13 protein-coding genes and 1 riboswitch are annotated in these 14,063 nt (G+C 68.9%); of the genes, 9 read left to right on the top strand and 4 right to left on the bottom strand.

What is annotated here, in order from left to right:
- Nucleotides 1–10 precede the first annotated feature (10 nt).
- From V6V88_RS26470 to V6V88_RS26460, 3 genes are read right to left on the bottom strand one after another with little or no spacing between them, the layout of a single operon-like run.
- Nucleotides 11–2,500 (bottom strand): branched-chain amino acid ABC transporter ATP-binding protein/permease, encoded by a 2,490-nt coding sequence (locus V6V88_RS26470; protein ID WP_338617039.1) that lies wholly within the window; start codon nucleotides 2,498–2,500, stop codon nucleotides 11–13.
- Nucleotides 2,500–3,378, bottom strand: a complete 879-nt coding sequence (locus tag V6V88_RS26465) for a branched-chain amino acid ABC transporter permease (RefSeq protein WP_056327280.1) — start codon at nucleotides 3,376–3,378, stop codon at nucleotides 2,500–2,502. Before V6V88_RS26465 ends, V6V88_RS26470 begins: the two co-directional genes overlap by 1 nt.
- Nucleotides 3,379–3,405: 27 nt before the next feature.
- Nucleotides 3,406–4,596: an ABC transporter substrate-binding protein gene (locus V6V88_RS26460; protein WP_338617038.1), complete on the bottom strand. Its 1,191-nt coding sequence runs from the start codon at nucleotides 4,594–4,596 to the stop codon at nucleotides 3,406–3,408.
- Nucleotides 4,597–4,826: 230 nt separating this feature from the next.
- Here V6V88_RS26460 and V6V88_RS26455 point away from each other — a divergent pair, with 230 nt between their 5' ends.
- The 3 genes from V6V88_RS26455 to V6V88_RS26445 are packed head-to-tail and all read left to right on the top strand — an operon-like array spanning nucleotide 4,827 to nucleotide 7,233.
- The gene (locus V6V88_RS26455; protein ID WP_338617037.1) at nucleotides 4,827–5,783 is read left to right on the top strand and encodes a polysaccharide deacetylase family protein; all 957 of its coding nucleotides are present in this window, start codon (nucleotides 4,827–4,829) and stop codon (nucleotides 5,781–5,783) included.
- A 48-nt stretch (nucleotides 5,784–5,831) separates the two neighbouring features.
- A complete protein-coding gene (locus tag V6V88_RS26450) occupies nucleotides 5,832–6,590 on the top strand; it encodes a GntR family transcriptional regulator (protein WP_056327284.1) in 759 nt (252 codons plus the stop codon).
- Between the two features lies 1 nt (nucleotide 6,591).
- On the top strand, nucleotides 6,592–7,233 hold the full coding sequence (locus V6V88_RS26445; RefSeq protein ID WP_338617035.1) for a flavin reductase family protein: 642 nt from the start codon (nucleotides 6,592–6,594) through the stop codon (nucleotides 7,231–7,233).
- A gap of 4 nt (nucleotides 7,234–7,237) precedes the next feature.
- Here the strand turns inward: V6V88_RS26445 and V6V88_RS26440 are convergent, their stop codons facing one another.
- Nucleotides 7,238–8,161, bottom strand: a complete 924-nt coding sequence (locus V6V88_RS26440; protein WP_062838884.1) for a LysR family transcriptional regulator — start codon at nucleotides 8,159–8,161, stop codon at nucleotides 7,238–7,240.
- A gap of 127 nt (nucleotides 8,162–8,288) precedes the next feature.
- Here V6V88_RS26440 and V6V88_RS26435 point away from each other — a divergent pair, with 127 nt between their 5' ends.
- The 6 genes from V6V88_RS26435 (at nucleotide 8,289) to V6V88_RS26410 (ending at nucleotide 13,835) form a co-directional block, all read left to right on the top strand.
- The gene (locus V6V88_RS26435) at nucleotides 8,289–9,269 is read left to right on the top strand and encodes a tripartite tricarboxylate transporter substrate binding protein (RefSeq protein WP_056327290.1); all 981 of its coding nucleotides are present in this window, start codon (nucleotides 8,289–8,291) and stop codon (nucleotides 9,267–9,269) included.
- A gap of 76 nt (nucleotides 9,270–9,345) precedes the next feature.
- The gene (gene leuC / locus V6V88_RS26430; RefSeq protein ID WP_062838885.1) at nucleotides 9,346–10,767 is read left to right on the top strand and encodes a 3-isopropylmalate dehydratase large subunit; all 1,422 of its coding nucleotides are present in this window, start codon (nucleotides 9,346–9,348) and stop codon (nucleotides 10,765–10,767) included.
- A complete protein-coding gene (gene leuD, locus V6V88_RS26425) occupies nucleotides 10,764–11,414 on the top strand; it encodes a 3-isopropylmalate dehydratase small subunit (protein ID WP_062838886.1) in 651 nt (216 codons plus the stop codon). Before leuC ends, leuD begins: the two co-directional genes overlap by 4 nt.
- 37 nt (nucleotides 11,415–11,451) lie before the next feature.
- On the top strand, nucleotides 11,452–12,339 hold the full coding sequence (locus tag V6V88_RS26420; protein ID WP_280003718.1) for an alpha/beta hydrolase: 888 nt from the start codon (nucleotides 11,452–11,454) through the stop codon (nucleotides 12,337–12,339).
- 92 nt (nucleotides 12,340–12,431) lie between these two features.
- Nucleotides 12,432–12,668, top strand: a complete 237-nt coding sequence (locus tag V6V88_RS26415; protein WP_062838887.1) for a DUF1289 domain-containing protein — start codon at nucleotides 12,432–12,434, stop codon at nucleotides 12,666–12,668.
- A gap of 120 nt (nucleotides 12,669–12,788) precedes the next feature.
- Nucleotides 12,789–13,835: a glycosyltransferase family 1 protein gene (locus V6V88_RS26410; protein WP_280003717.1), complete on the top strand. Its 1,047-nt coding sequence runs from the start codon at nucleotides 12,789–12,791 to the stop codon at nucleotides 13,833–13,835.
- 61 nt (nucleotides 13,836–13,896) lie between these two features.
- Nucleotides 13,897–14,044: riboswitch (S-adenosyl-L-homocysteine riboswitch) on the top strand.
- The last annotated feature ends 19 nt before the right edge of the window (nucleotides 14,045–14,063 follow it).

The following is a 14,063-nucleotide window of genomic DNA, read 5'->3' as shown; positions in this document are numbered from 1 at the left end:
GCCCCGCCGGTCAGGCGCCGAGATACGCGCGGGCCAGCGCGCCGTCCTGCGCGATGTCGGCCGCGGCGCCGTGCGCCGCGACCCGCCCGGATTCCAGCACGTACGCGCGGTCGGCCAGCGACAGCGCCAGCGCGGCCATCTGATCCACCAGCAGGATCGTCATCGATTCCTTGCGCAGCCGGTCCAGCGCCTCGAACAGCTCGTCGATGATCTTGGGCGCCAAGCCCAGCGACGGCTCGTCCAGCAGCAGGATCACGGGCTTGGCCATCAGGCCGCGCGCAATCGCCAGCATCTGCTGCTCGCCGCCGGAAAGCAGCCCCGCGCGCTGGTGCAGCCGTTCGCGCAGGCGCGGAAAGCGCGTCAGCATTTCCTCGACGCGCGCCTCGCGGTCCTCCGGATGCAGGAAGGCGCCGAGCCGGATGTTGTCCAGCACGCTCAGCCCCGGAAACACCTGACGGCCTTCGGGCACCAGCACCAGGCCGCGCGCGACGATGCGGTCCGCGGCCAGGCCGTGCAGCTCCTGGCCCTGCAGGTGCATGCCGCCCTGCGCCGGCCGGTGCAGCCCCGCCAGCGTGCGCATCAGCGTGGATTTGCCCGCGCCGTTCGCGCCCAACAGCGCCACCATCTCGCCCTGCCTGACCTGCAGATCGATGCCGTGCAGCACGGGGTTGGCGCCGTAGCCGGTTGTCAGGTTGCCCACGCCCAGCACCTCGGGCGGCAGCGCCTCGCCCGCGGGCCTGTGCCGCGCGGCCGGCGCACGGCGCGCGGCCTCGTCGCCCAGGTAGGCTTGCCGCACCTCGGGGGATTGCTGGATCTCGGCGACGCTGCCCTGCGCCAGTTCGCGTCCGGCGTCGATCGCCACGATGTGATCGGACACGCCCATCACCAGCGTCATGTCGTGCTCGACCAGCAGCACGCCCGCGCCCGCGTCGGCGATGCGCCGCAGCAGTCCGGCCAGCCGCGTCTTGTCCTCGCGCGAGAGGCCCGCCGCGGGCTCGTCCATCAGCAGCACGTCGGCGTCGGTGGCCAGCGCCCGCGCAATTTCCACCAGCCGCCGGTCCACGTGCGGCAGGTCGGCGGCGGCGATGTCCAGCGCGCCTTCGTAGCCGCAGAACGCGAGCAGGGCGCGCGCGCGTTCGCGCACGTCGGCCGCCAGGTATCGGTGCGAGGCCAGCAGCCCGCCCAGCCGGCCGCGCAACATTCCCAGCGCGACGTTGTCCTCGACGCTCAACGTGTCAAAGAGCTGCGAGGTCTGGTAGGTGCGGGCGATGCCGCTGCGCGCCACGCGGTGGGCCGCCAGCGCAGCCAGCGGCGCATCGCCCAGCTTCACGTTGCCGCTGGTTGGCTGGTAGTAGCCGCTCAGCATATTGATGACGGTGGACTTGCCCGCGCCGTTGGGGCCGATCAGCGCGGTCACGGCGCCGGGCGGCACGGTGAACGACACCGCCTGCACCGCGCGCACGCCGCCAAAGGTCATGGTGAGCGCGTCGGCATGCAGCGTGCGGCGCGCCCGCGCGGACGTGGGCATGGCGCCGTGGCGGGGCGCCAGACCCTGCGTCTGCGCGCGCCGGCGCCAGCGCGCCAGTAGTCCGGCGGCGCCTTCGGGTGCGGCCCACAGCACCACCAGCAGGAAGGCGCCAAAGAACAGCAGGCGGTATTCCTCCAGGCTGGACAGCATTTCCGGCAGCAGGCCCACCACCACCGCGCCGAGCAGCGGTCCGGCCAGCGAGCCCGCGCCGCCGATCGTCACCGCCAGCACGAACAGGATGGACTGCATGAAGTTGAAGTTGTGCGGCGTGATCATGCCGGTCAGCGGCGCATACAGGCCGCCCGCCAGCCCGACCACGGCGGCCGACACCATGAAGGCCACCGCCTTGACCGCCAGCGGATTGATGCCGATCGATTCGCTGGCCGTCTCGCTGTCCTTGACCGCGCGCATGGCCGCGCCCCATGTGCCGCGCGACAGCAGCGCATAACCGATCAGCGCGGCAAACACCGCCACGATGGCCAGCATGGCCACGCCGCGGTCGCCGCCCAGGCTGCCGATGGCGGGCTGCACGATGCCCATCAGACCGTTCTGGCCGCCGGTGAGGGCGCCGCCCTCGATCAGCGCGTGCTCCACGATGAAGCCGAAGGCAATCGTGATCATCGCCAGGTAGGGGCCTTTCACGCGTAGCGCCGGCACCGCGAGCAGCAGGCCGAACGCGGCGCACACCAGCGCGGCGGCAGGCCACGCCAGCCAGAAGCTCCACCCGGCCTGGCCGGTCAGGATGGCGACCGTGTAGGCGCCGATGGCGTAAAAGCCCGCGTGGCCGAACGACATCTGGCCGGTCAGGCCCAGCAGCACGTTCAGGCCGATGCCGGCCAGCGCCAGCAGCGCCACGTTGCCCAGCACGAAGACGTAGTAGCCGTTGACGGTGGCCGCCAGCATCAGGGCCACTCCGGCCAGCAGGGCGTACAGCGCCGGCGGCAGCCAGCGCATTGCGGATTGCGTGTTCATCAGACCTTCCTCACATCGGCGCGCCCGAACAGGCCATTGGGCAGCACGGCCAACATGACGATCACCAGCGTGAAGCTGATGATCTGCGTGTACCCCGACCCCAGCGCCACGGTGATCAGCGCTTCGACCACGCCGAACAGGAGGCCCGCGATCATCACGCCCCATGCGCTGGTGATGCCGCCCAGGATGGCGACCACGTAGGCCTTCAGCCCGAACAGCGTGCCCATGTCCGCCGTCACGTTAAAGAGCGGCGCGACCAGCGCGCCGGCCACGCCCGCGAACAGCGTGGATACCGCGAAGGCGGCCATGATGGCGTGGCGCACGGGGATGCCCATGAGCCGCGCGGCGTTCGGGTTCTGCACCACGGCAAGCAGCGCCACGCCCCAGCGGGTGCGGCGCGACAAGGTGTGCAGCGCCGCCGCCAGCGCCAGTCCGACCACCGGAATCAGCAGTTGCAGCGGGTAGATGCCCAACCCCAGTCCGCCGATTTCAAGCGGCGCTTGCGCCAGCGGCGACGGCAGGCTGCGTGGCTCCTTGCCGAACGTGAACATGACCACGTTGTCCAGCACGATACCCAGCGCCACGGTGGACATGAGCCAAGCGTTCGAGCCGCGGCTGGCAAACGGCCTGACCGCCAGCCTTTCCACGACCAGGCCGTAGAGCGCGCACAGCGCCAGCGCGAACACCAGCGCGATGGCCAGCGGCCAGCCCAGCGTCTGGGCGAACGTGTAGGTCAGCACGGCGCCCAGCATCATGGAGCTGCCCTGGGCGAAATTCACCGTGCCGGACACGGCGTAGGTCAGGTAAAAGCCCAGGGCCATCAGGCCGTACATGCTTCCCAGGCCCAGGCCGCTGACGATGGCGGACATCAACAACATGCGCGTCTCCCGCGTGGTCCGGCCGCGTTACTGCGTGCCCTTGACGGGCAGGATGCGGTTGTCGATGAAGTGCGTCCAGACGTAGTCGTCCTGGCGCAGCGCGTCGTGCGTGGCCGGCGTGAAGGGCTGCTCGTACGTCTTGATCAGGCCTTCGTACTTGCCGATCTTGTAGAAGCCCTGGCGCACCGCGTCGCCGTCGGTGGAACCGGCCTGCGCGATGGCCAGCGCGGCCAGCTGCATGCCGTCGTAGGCGTTGGCCACGCCCACGGCGGGCGTGATGTCCTGCGGTCCCTTGATGTCGGAATACTTGGTCTTGAGCGCCTGCATCACCTTCTCGCCCACCGGTCCCTGCTTGCCGAAGAAGCTATAGGTCTGCACGAAGTGCACGTTATTGGCATTGGGGCCGGCCAGCTCGGTGAAGCGTCCGCCGGCAGGGCCCCAGTGCGAGACGACCGGCACCTTCCAGCCCATGCGGTCCAGCGACTTCACCACCTGCGCCGACGGGCCCACGTTGCCCACGAGGAACAGGGTGTCGGCGCCCGCGGCCTTCAAGCGGCTCAGTTGCGGCACGATGTCCAGGTCATTGGGCTGGAATTTCTCGACGCCGGCGGGCGTGACCTTGGCCGCGGCCAGCGCGGCGTTCAAGCCTTTTTCGTTGGATTCGCCCCACGGGTTGTTCACCAGGATCATTCCGGGCTTGGCGCTCTGGAACGTCTTTTGCGCGTACTGCACCATTGCGCTGTCGACGATCTCGTCCATCGCGGACACGCGAAACACGAAGTTGGGGTTGCCCTTGTTCTGCGTGATGGCCGTGCCGGCGGCCCACGGGCCCATGAACGGCACTTTCTCCTGGTTCACGATGGGCACGATGGCCATGGAGACCGGCGTGTCCAGGCCGCCAAACAGCACGGCAACCTTTTCCTTGTAGATCAGCTCGCGCGCGGCGGCCATGCCCTTGGCGGGATTGCCTTCGTCGTCGCGGCGCACCAGCACGACCTGGCGGCCGCCCAGAAGGCCGCCGCGCGCGTTGATCTCGTCGATGGCGACCGTCATGCCGCGCGTGAGCGCTTCGCCCGCGCGCGCCGACTCTCCGGACAGCGCGGTGATCAGGCCGATCTTGATCGGGTCCGCGGCCAGCGCCGGCTGCGTGGCCAGGCCCGCGGCGAAAAGGGCGGCGGCGGTCGCACGGCGCATGAAGGAACGACGGGTCGGGGTCATCGGGACACTCCTGAAAAAGTGGAATGAATCTTGCATGGGGTTAAGTGCTGCTTCGTTCCCTCATGCAAGATCCATGCCACCTGTTCCACGCCGCCCGCCGTATGCCGACTTCGCCCCGCCGCCGCAGGGCGCGGGCGGCGCAGACGGGGTTTGTGCACACCGATGCCGGGATTTTGTCGCCAAAACCGCAGCGATTTTGTTCACAATCATGCTTCAGGATTTGCACCAAAATGAATCCATCCTCGCTTCAAAGCACTAAACCGGGGCGCGACGATCAGTCCCCATGGACGCCGCAACCCCTGGCCTGCCACGGCCGCTTTCCGTATCGCGGCATCGCCGGCCGCGCCGATTATTCGTGGCCCAATGGCGCGCGCCTGGCCGTGTACCTGGGGTTCAACGTCGAGCATTTTGCCTTCGGAGAGGGGCTGGGCGCCGAGCTGGGCCCGCCGTCTCCGCATCCAGACGTCCTGAACTACGCCTGGCGCGAATACGGCAACCGCGTGGGGGCCTGGCGCTGCCTGGAACTGTTCGACGAACTGCGCCTGCCGGCCGGCGTGCTGATCAATACCGCGCTGTACGAGCACTGCCCGGAACTGGTGGATGCGTTTCTCGCGCGCGGCGATGAGCTGATCGGCCACGGGTACAGCAACGCGCACCGGCAGGGCGGGCTGCCCGAAGCCGAGGAGCGCGCGCTGCTTGCGCATTGCCGCGACCGCATCCTGCGGCATGCGGGCAGCGAGCCGGCCGGCTGGCTGTCGCCCTGGATCTCCGAGAGCCGCGCGACGCCCGACCTGCTGGCCGAGGCAGGCTACCGGTACACGTTGAACTGGTGCCATGACGACCAGCCGATGCGCATGCGCACCCGCGCGGGCGACCTGTGGGCGATTCCTTATCCGCAGGAGCTCAACGACATTCCGATGATCATGGGCCGCAAGATGGACGCGCGCGATTTTGCCGATATGATCCTTGACCAGTTCGAGGAAATGCGCGCGCAGGCGGTCCGCCAGCCGCTGGTCATGGGCATCGCGCTGCATCCCTATATCGTCGGCCAGCCGTACCGGCTGCGTCACCTGCGGCGCGCGCTGGCGCCGCTGGCCGCCGCCCGCGACCGGGGCGAGATCTGGTTCACCACGCCGGGCGAGATCTGCCGGCACGTGGACAGCCTGCCGCCGGGCGTGATCGACTAGGCGCTGTCCCGCCCCTTGATGTGTTTCCCTTGTTGAACCGAGTCCCGCATGTCCACCAAAAGCGCCGCCAAACCCAACAGTTCCGCCACCGCGCGGTCCAAGTCCGCCAAGCCCGCCGCGGACGATGACGTCCTGCCCGACGCCGACATGGAGCGCCGCATCTGCGAAGCGGTCTACGAAAGCGTGATGAGCCAGCGGCTCACGCCCGGCACCAAGCTGCCCGAAGCCGCAATCTGCGAACTGTTCGGCGTGTCGCGGTCGGTGGCCCGCAAGGCGTTGCAGCGGCTGGCGCACGAGCATGTGGTGGACCTGCATCACAACCGCGGCGCGGTGGTGGCCGAACCGACGCCTGAAGACACCCGCCAGATATTCCAGGCGCGCCGCGCGCTGGAAGCCGCGCTGCTGCCGCTGGCCGCGGCCCGCGCCACGCGCGCCGACTACGCCTCGCTGCGCCGGCAGCTGCGCGACGAGCACGCGCTGCTGCATCGCGCCGGGCAACCGGCCTGGGCGCGGCAGGCCAGCGCCTTTCACGTCCGCCTGGGCGAACTGTCCGGCAACACCATCCTGCACGGCTACCTGGCCGAGCTGGTGTCGCGCTGTTCGCTCATCGTGGCGCTGTACGAGCCGCCGGGCAATGCCGCGTGCGAACACGGCGAGCACGTGCTGATCGTGGACATGCTGGAGCGCGGCGACGTGGCCGAAGCCGTGCGGATCAACGACAACCACCTTGCGGACCTGGAGCGGCGCATCAGCCTGGAGCGCCCGCAGCCCGCGCAAACCCTTGCCCAGATGCTGGGACTGGCCTGATATGGAAATCGACTTCGACGCTATCACCGAATACCAGCGCTACAAGCTGATGGCCAGCCTGATCGTGCCCCGGCCGATCGCGCTGATCACCACGCTGTCCGAGACCGGCGTGGTCAACGCCGCGCCGTTCAGCATGTTCAACATGCTGGGCGAGGACCCGCCCATCGTGATGGTCAGCATCAACCGCCTGGAAGACGGCGGCCTGAAGGACACGGCGGTCAACATCGCGCGGGACAAGGAATTCGTGGTCCACCTGACCGACGAGGCCATGGCGGAAAAGATGCACCGCTGCGGCGACCGCGTGCCGTCCGATGTCAGCGAACTGGCGCATGCGGGCCTGGACGCCGCGCCCAGCCACCGCGTGGCGCCGCCGCGCATCGTAGAGGCCCCCGTCGCGTTCGAATGCACGCTCTTTGAAACCCTGGAGACGGCCAGCCGCCAGATCTTCATCGGCCAGGTCCGCTGGCTGCATGCGCGCGACGGGCTGATCGACACGGAAACGTGGCGCGTGCGGCTGCAGGACTATTTTCCGGTGGGGCGGTTTGGCGCCAGCTTCTATGTGCGCACGCGCGACCGCTACGCCATCGACGCGGACAGCGCGCCCGCGGGCGCTGCCGCCCGCACGCCCATCGACGAGATCTGAGCGCTCACCACACCGCGGCGTCCGAACCTGGCGCACGCACGCGGCGCGCAAAGCGCCGCGACAGGAAGTCGACGAAGGCCAGCGTCTTGGCCGGCAGGTTCAGCCGTTCCGGATAGAGCGCGTGGATGTCGGCGGGCGGGGTGCGCCAGTCCCTCAGGACCTCGCGCAACCGGCCTTCGCGCAGGTGCGCCGCGGTTTCCCATTCGGAGCGCATGACGATGCCGTGGCCGTCCAGCGCCCATTCCAATGCGCTCTGGCCGTCGTTCGAACTGACCGGCCCGCGCACCTTCACGGTTTCCGCGCGGGCGCCCGATTCCAGCCGCCAGGTGCCGTAGGCCACGTCGTTCTCGCGCACGACGATGCAGCGGTGGCGCTGCAGGTCGCCGGGCGTGCGCGGCTCGCCATGCGTTTCCAGGTAGCGGGGCGATGCGCACAGCAGGCGCCGGTTGGACGCGATCCGGCGCGCGGTCAGCCGCGCATCGGGCAGGTCGCCGAACCGCACCGCCACGTCGAAGCCTTCCTCGATCAGGTTCAGCGGCCTGTCGGTCAGCCGCATCTGCACTTCCACATCGGGGTACTGCCGGCAAAAGTCCGAGACGGCCGGCACGATGTGGGCCCGTCCGAAGCCGAACGTGGCGTTCAGCCGCAGCAGCCCCTGGGGCTGGGCGCGCGCACTGGACACGGATCGCTCCAGCGCCTGCAGGTCGGCCAGGATGCGGGACCCCTCGGCAAGATACAGCTCGCCTTCCTGCGTCACGCTGACCCGGCGGGTGGTGCGGTTCAAGAGGCGCACCCCCAGGCGCTGCTCCAGCTTTGCCAGGCGCGTGCTGACCGCGGGCGGAGTCAGCCCCAGTTCGCGGGCGGTGGCGGACAGGTTGCCGTGCTTGACCACGAGCGAGAAAAAGGCGAGATCGGAGAGCGCATCCATGGCTATTTATAAATCCGATTTAACAAAGCTTTATTTTTTCTCCGAATTATAAGAACCGACTGGGTCTATACACTGGGTTCACCGATACAGAGCCGCATCCACGCGGCCAACCGAGGAGACCCGAAAAATGAAGACAGCCAGATTGGCCGGCGCATTGTGCGCCGCCCTTGCCGCATCCTGTTGGGCCCATTCCGCCGCCGCCAGCAACGCCTTTCCCGAGCGTGCGGTGACGCTGATCGTGCCGTTCGCGCCGGGCGGCAGCGTGGACATCGCGGCCCGCCTGATCTCCGACGCGTGGGCCAAGGAACTGGGGCAGAGCGTGATCGTGGAGAACCGCGCCGGCGCGTCCGGCAACATCGGCATGACGGCCGTGGCGCGTGCCGAGCCCAACGGCTACACGCTGGGCATCAACACCATGTCGCTGGCCATCAATCCGGCGCTCTTCAAGACCATGCCGTTCGATACCGCGAAGGACCTGCGATCGGTGGGCACGGTGGGCACGTCGCAGCATGTGCTGACGGTCACCAATGCGTTGCCCGTGCAGTCGGTGAGCGAACTGCTGGCCTATGTGCGCGCCCGTCCCGCCAACGACCTGAGCTTTGGCTCGGCCGGCACTGGCAGCACGTTCCACATGGCGGCCGAGTTGTTCAAGTCCGTTTCCAAGACGCAGATCATGCACGTGCCGTACAAGGGCGGCGGTCCCGCCATGCTGGACACGATCAGCGGACAGGTGCAGATGAGCTTTCCGGTGCTGTCCGCGGCCAAGCCGCAGGTCGATGGCAAGAAGCTGCGCGCGCTCGGGGTGACGGGCACGGCGCGTTCGCCGCTGCTGCCCGACGTGCCGACCATCGCCGAGTCCGGCCTGCCCGGCTACGAATTCAACACCTGGTTCGTCATCAGCGCGCCCGCCGGGACGCCGCAGCCGGTCATCGACACGCTGAACGCCAAGCTTGGCCAGGCGCTGAAATCGGCCGCGCTGACGCAGCGCATGCAGAAAGAGGGCTTCGAACCCCTGATCACGTCGCCGGACAAGACCGATGCGATGGTGGCCGCGGAGATGACGCGCTGGTCCGGCATCGTCAAGGAAGCCGGGATCGAGGCGAATTGATCGCCTTCCAAGGTTTAACGCGCATTACCCGCCCGCGCGCGCCGCGGGCGCATTCTTCAAGCAAGGAAGCACAGACATGCCCGGCATGACGCTATACGACAAACTGGTGGCCAGCCATGAGGTGGCCCGGATCGACGGCGAGCACGTGCTGCTCTACGTCGACCTGCACATCATGAACGAGTACACCAGCCCGCAAGCCTTCAGCGGCCTGGCCGCGCGCGGCCGGGGCGTGTTGCGGCCGGGTCAGCAGATGGCGGTGGTGGACCACATCATCCCCACGCATCCCGTGCCGTCCGCGCTGCGCGTGATCGCCGATGACGCCTCGTCGCGCCAGGCGCTGAACCTGAAGCGCAATTGCGACGAACAGCGCATCGCGCTCTTTGACACCACCGATCCGCTACAGGGCATCGAGCACGTCATCGCGCCGGAACACGGCATGATCCTGCCCGGCATGGTGGTCCTGTGCGGCGACAGCCACACCACCACATATGGCGCGCTGGGCGCGCTGGGCTTTGGCATCGGCACGAGCGAAGTCGAGCACATCCTGGCGACGCAGACGCTGGTGTACCGCGTGGCGCGCAACATGCGGATCCGCATCGACGGCACGCTGCCGGCGCATGTGTCGGCCAAGGATCTGGTCATCTACATCGTGCACCGCATCGGCGCGCAGGGCGCGCGCGGCCATGCCGTGGAGTTCTGCGGCGAGGCCGTGGCCGCGCTGTCCGCCGAAGCGCGCATGACCCTGTGCAACATGACGGTCGAGGCCGGCGCGCGCGCCGCGCTGATCGCACCGGACGCCGTCACCGACGCCTACGTCACGGCGCACGCGCCGCAGCTGCGCGGCGCGTTGCTGGACGAGGCGCGCGCCTGGTGGGCCACGCTGCGCTCGGACGACGGCGCGCACTTCGATGTGGAACACGTGTTCGACGCGAGCCGCATTGCGCCCTTCGTGACATGGGGCACGAGCCCGGACCAGGCGATTGCCGTCGACGGCGCGGTGCCGGATCCGCGCGACGAGCCGGACACGCTGGCCCGGCTGGCGCTGGAGAAGGCGATGGACTATATCGGCCTTGCCGCCGGCGAGCCGATTGCCGGGGTGCCGATCGATCGGGTGTTCATCGGCTCCTGTACCAATGGCCGAATCGAGGACCTGCGCGTCGTCGCGGATCTGGCGCGCGGCAGGAAGGTGGCCGAGGGGGTGCGCGCGATGGTGGTGCCGGGGTCCGGCGCCGTGCGCGCCCAGGCCGAAGCCGAGGGGCTGGCGGCCGACCTGATCGCGGCGGGCTTCGAATGGCGCCAGCCCGGCTGTTCGATGTGCCTGGCGATGAACGACGACGTGCTGCGCCCGGGCGAGCGCTGCGCATCCACCACCAACCGGAATTTCGAGGGACGCCAGGGGCGGGCAGGGCGCACGCACCTGATGAGTCCCGCCATGGCCGCCGCCGCCGCGCTGGCCGGCCGTATCGTCGACGTGCGCGCATGGGGAGACGCCAAATGACTGCAATGATCGAAGGCGTGGCCGCGCCGCTGCCGTATTCCAATCTGGACACCGACCAGATCATGCCCAAGCAGTTTCTGCGCATCATCGACAAGGCCGGGCTGGACAAGGGCCTGCTGTACGACCTGCGCTTTGACGAGCAGGGCGCGCCGCGGCCGGACTGCGTGCTGAACCAGCCGGCCTATGCGGGCGCCAGCATTCTGGTGGCGGGCCCCAACTTTGGCTGCGGCTCCAGCCGTGAACACGCCGTCTGGGGCTTGCAGCAGTTCGGCATCCGGGCGGTGATCGCGTCCAGCTTTGGCGAGATCTTCTATTTCAACGCGCTCAACAACGGCTTGCTCTTGGTGACGCTGCCGCCCGCCGAGGTCGACGCGCTGCTCTCGAAGGTGTCCAATACCCCGGCGGCCGGATCCAACCGCGTCGGCATCGACGTGATGGCCGGCCAGGTGCGCGCCGCCGATGGCTGGCAGGCCCGCTTTGACCTGCCGGCGCGGCATCGCAGCATGTTCGCGCAGGGGCAGGACATGGTGGGCGCGACGCTGCAGCAGTTGCCCGACGTCGCGCGTTTCGAAGCCCGCCATTGGGCGCGCTTTCCGTGGATGAAGGACGTGGCGCGCCAGGTGCGCGACCGGCTGGACGCCGCCTGACGCGGCTGTCGCGCCACGACGATAGGAGATGACGCAGATGACCGCCTTTTTCGACCTGCCGGTGCGGCGCTTTGCCGCCAACGGTCTGGAGATCGCCGCCCGCATTGACGGCTCGGGTCCGCCGCTGCTGCTCTTGCACGGGCATCCGCAGACCCACGCCATCTGGCACCGCGTCTGGCCCGAGCTGACGCGTCATCGCACCTGCGTGGCCGCGGACCTGCGCGGCTATGGCGACAGCGGCAAGCCCGCCGCCAGCGCCGATCACGCCGCTCATTCCAAGCGGGTCATGGCGGCGGACATGGTGGCGTTGATGCGCGGGCTGGGTCACGACCGCTTCGAAATCCTGGCCCATGACCGCGGCGCGCGGGTCGCGCACCGGCTGGCGCTGGATCATCCCGAGGCCGTCGCCCGCATGATGCTGCTGGACATCGCGCCCACGCTGGACATGTACGAAGGCACGACGCGCGCCTTTGCGCAGGCCTATTTCCATTGGTTCTGGCTGATCCAGCCGGCCCCTGTGCCCGAAACGATGATCGAACACGACCCGGTCTTCTACCTGCGGTCCGTGATGGGCGGCCGGCCGGGCGGGCTGGCGCACTTTTCCAACGAGGCCATGGCGGAATACGAGCGCGCCGCGCGTCAGCCCGGGTGGGCCACGGGCATCTGCGAGGACTACCGCGCTTCGGCCACGATCGATCTTGCGCATGACGAAGCGGGCCGCGCGGCCGGCGAGCGCCTGCGCATGCCGGTGCGCGCGATGTGGGGCGAGCGCGGGGCCGTCGGCCGCAACTTCGATGTGCTGGCGCTGTGGCGCGCGGTGGCCGACGACGTGACGGGCGGGCCGCTACCCGGCGCGCATTATCTCGCCGAGGAATCACCGGACGCGGTGCTGGCCGAGGCAGGCGATTTCTTCGGTTGGCGCTGAGGCAGGCCGGGCGGGTCCGCGTGTCAACCAAGCCTTGGCGGGCGATAGGGATATCCAAAAAGGGACGCACCCCTGGTGTTAACCTTCGCCCCATGAATCGTTACTTCGCCGATCTTTCCGAATTGCCCGACGCCGAGGACGCGCAACGCGCCTTCAAGGCCTCGGATTCGCCCTGCGTGGCCGTCTGCTCCACGCTGTTTGACGACATCTGCCGCGGCTGCGGCCGCACCGCCATGGAAGTCGCCAACTGGGTGTTCATGTCGGAAGCCGAAAAGCGCGAAGTCTGGATCCGCATCCAGTCGCAAGGGTATCCGCGGCGCAACAACTGACGCGCCGCGCCGGGGGCGCCACACCGCTTTCGTGGCGTTGAGGGCCGGGACCCTGTCCCCGTCTTGGGCTTGTCATATGGCGTAGGCTCAATAGCGCCATTGCCCACTTCCGGCTCCATCATGCGCATCGTTCTCGTCACGGATGCCTGGCATCCGCAAGTCAACGGCGTCGTCCGCACCTGGACGACCATGCGGCAGATCCTCAGCGAATGGGGCCACGAGCTGATCGTGGTGAGCCCCGAGGGCAGCCGAACCATCCCCGCGCCTTCCGAACCCGATCTGCGCCTATGCCTCACGCCCGGCCGGCAATTGCGCCGCGTGCTGGGCGACACTATTCCCGATGCGCTGCACATCGCCACGGAAGGCCCGCTGGGGCTGGCGGCCCGCCGCATGGCGCTGCGGCGCGGCTGGCGCTTCACCACGTCCTTTCACACCATGTTTCCGGACTACCTGGAGGCGCGCATGGGCATCCCCGCCGCGCTGCCGTGGCGCTACCTGCGCTGGTTTCACCGGCCATCGCAGTGCGTGCTGGTGCCCACGCCCACGGTGCGCGACATCCTGGTGCGGCGCGGTCTGGCGAATCTGCGGGTCTGGTCGCGCGGGGTGGATCCGCGCAAGTTCCAGCCCGCGTCCAGCCAGGCGTTCCGGGATCTGCCCCGGCCCGTCTGGCTGAGCGTGGGCCGCGTCGCCAAGGAAAAGAACCTGGATGCCTTCCTGTCCCTGGATCTGCCGGGCACGAAGGTGGTGGTGGGCGCGGGGCCCGACGAGGCGCGCCTGAAAAAGCGCTTTCCGGACGCCGTCTTCCTCGGCATGCAGCAGGACGGCGCGCTGCCGGGGTATTACGCGGCGGCCGACGTCTTCGTGTTTCCCAGCCTGACCGATACCTTCGGGCTTGTCATGCTGGAGGCGATGGCCTGCGGCACGCCGGTTGCCGCCTTCCGCAGCGAGGCGCCCATTGCCGTGGTGCAGGAGGGCGTCACGGGCCGGCTGGGCGACGACCTGAAGCACGCCTGCCTGGCCGCGCTGCCGCTGGACCGCGACGCCGTGCGGGCACACGCGCTGACCCGCAGCTGGGATTCGGTCGCCGCGGACCTGCTGGATGCACTGGTGCCGCTGACGCAGGGGGATTCGCGCGGGGCGGCCGACGCCTGGGCCACCACAACCTGATACAGACGCGCGGCCCGGATGTGCTGGCCGTTCGGGGCGCCAACCTTGTACAATGCCCGGCAATCCTGAGGAGCGTTGCGACGACCCTGCGGTCCCCCAGGTGGCCCCCTTGCGCGGCCACCCCATGCGGACCCCGGCTCGCCAGGCTCAGGAATCCTTGTTCAAGCGCCGCGCCTTGCGCGTCGCTACAGCAACGGCGCTCACTTTTGTCGCGTATGGCGGGAAAGG

It is taken from the genome of Achromobacter sp. E1, from assembly GCF_037039475.1.
Taxonomy (GTDB): Bacteria; Pseudomonadota; Gammaproteobacteria; order Burkholderiales; family Burkholderiaceae_B; genus Achromobacter; species Achromobacter mucicolens.
Note: the sequence above shows the minus strand (reverse complement) of the source record. Positions and strands in the feature narration are given on the sequence as shown.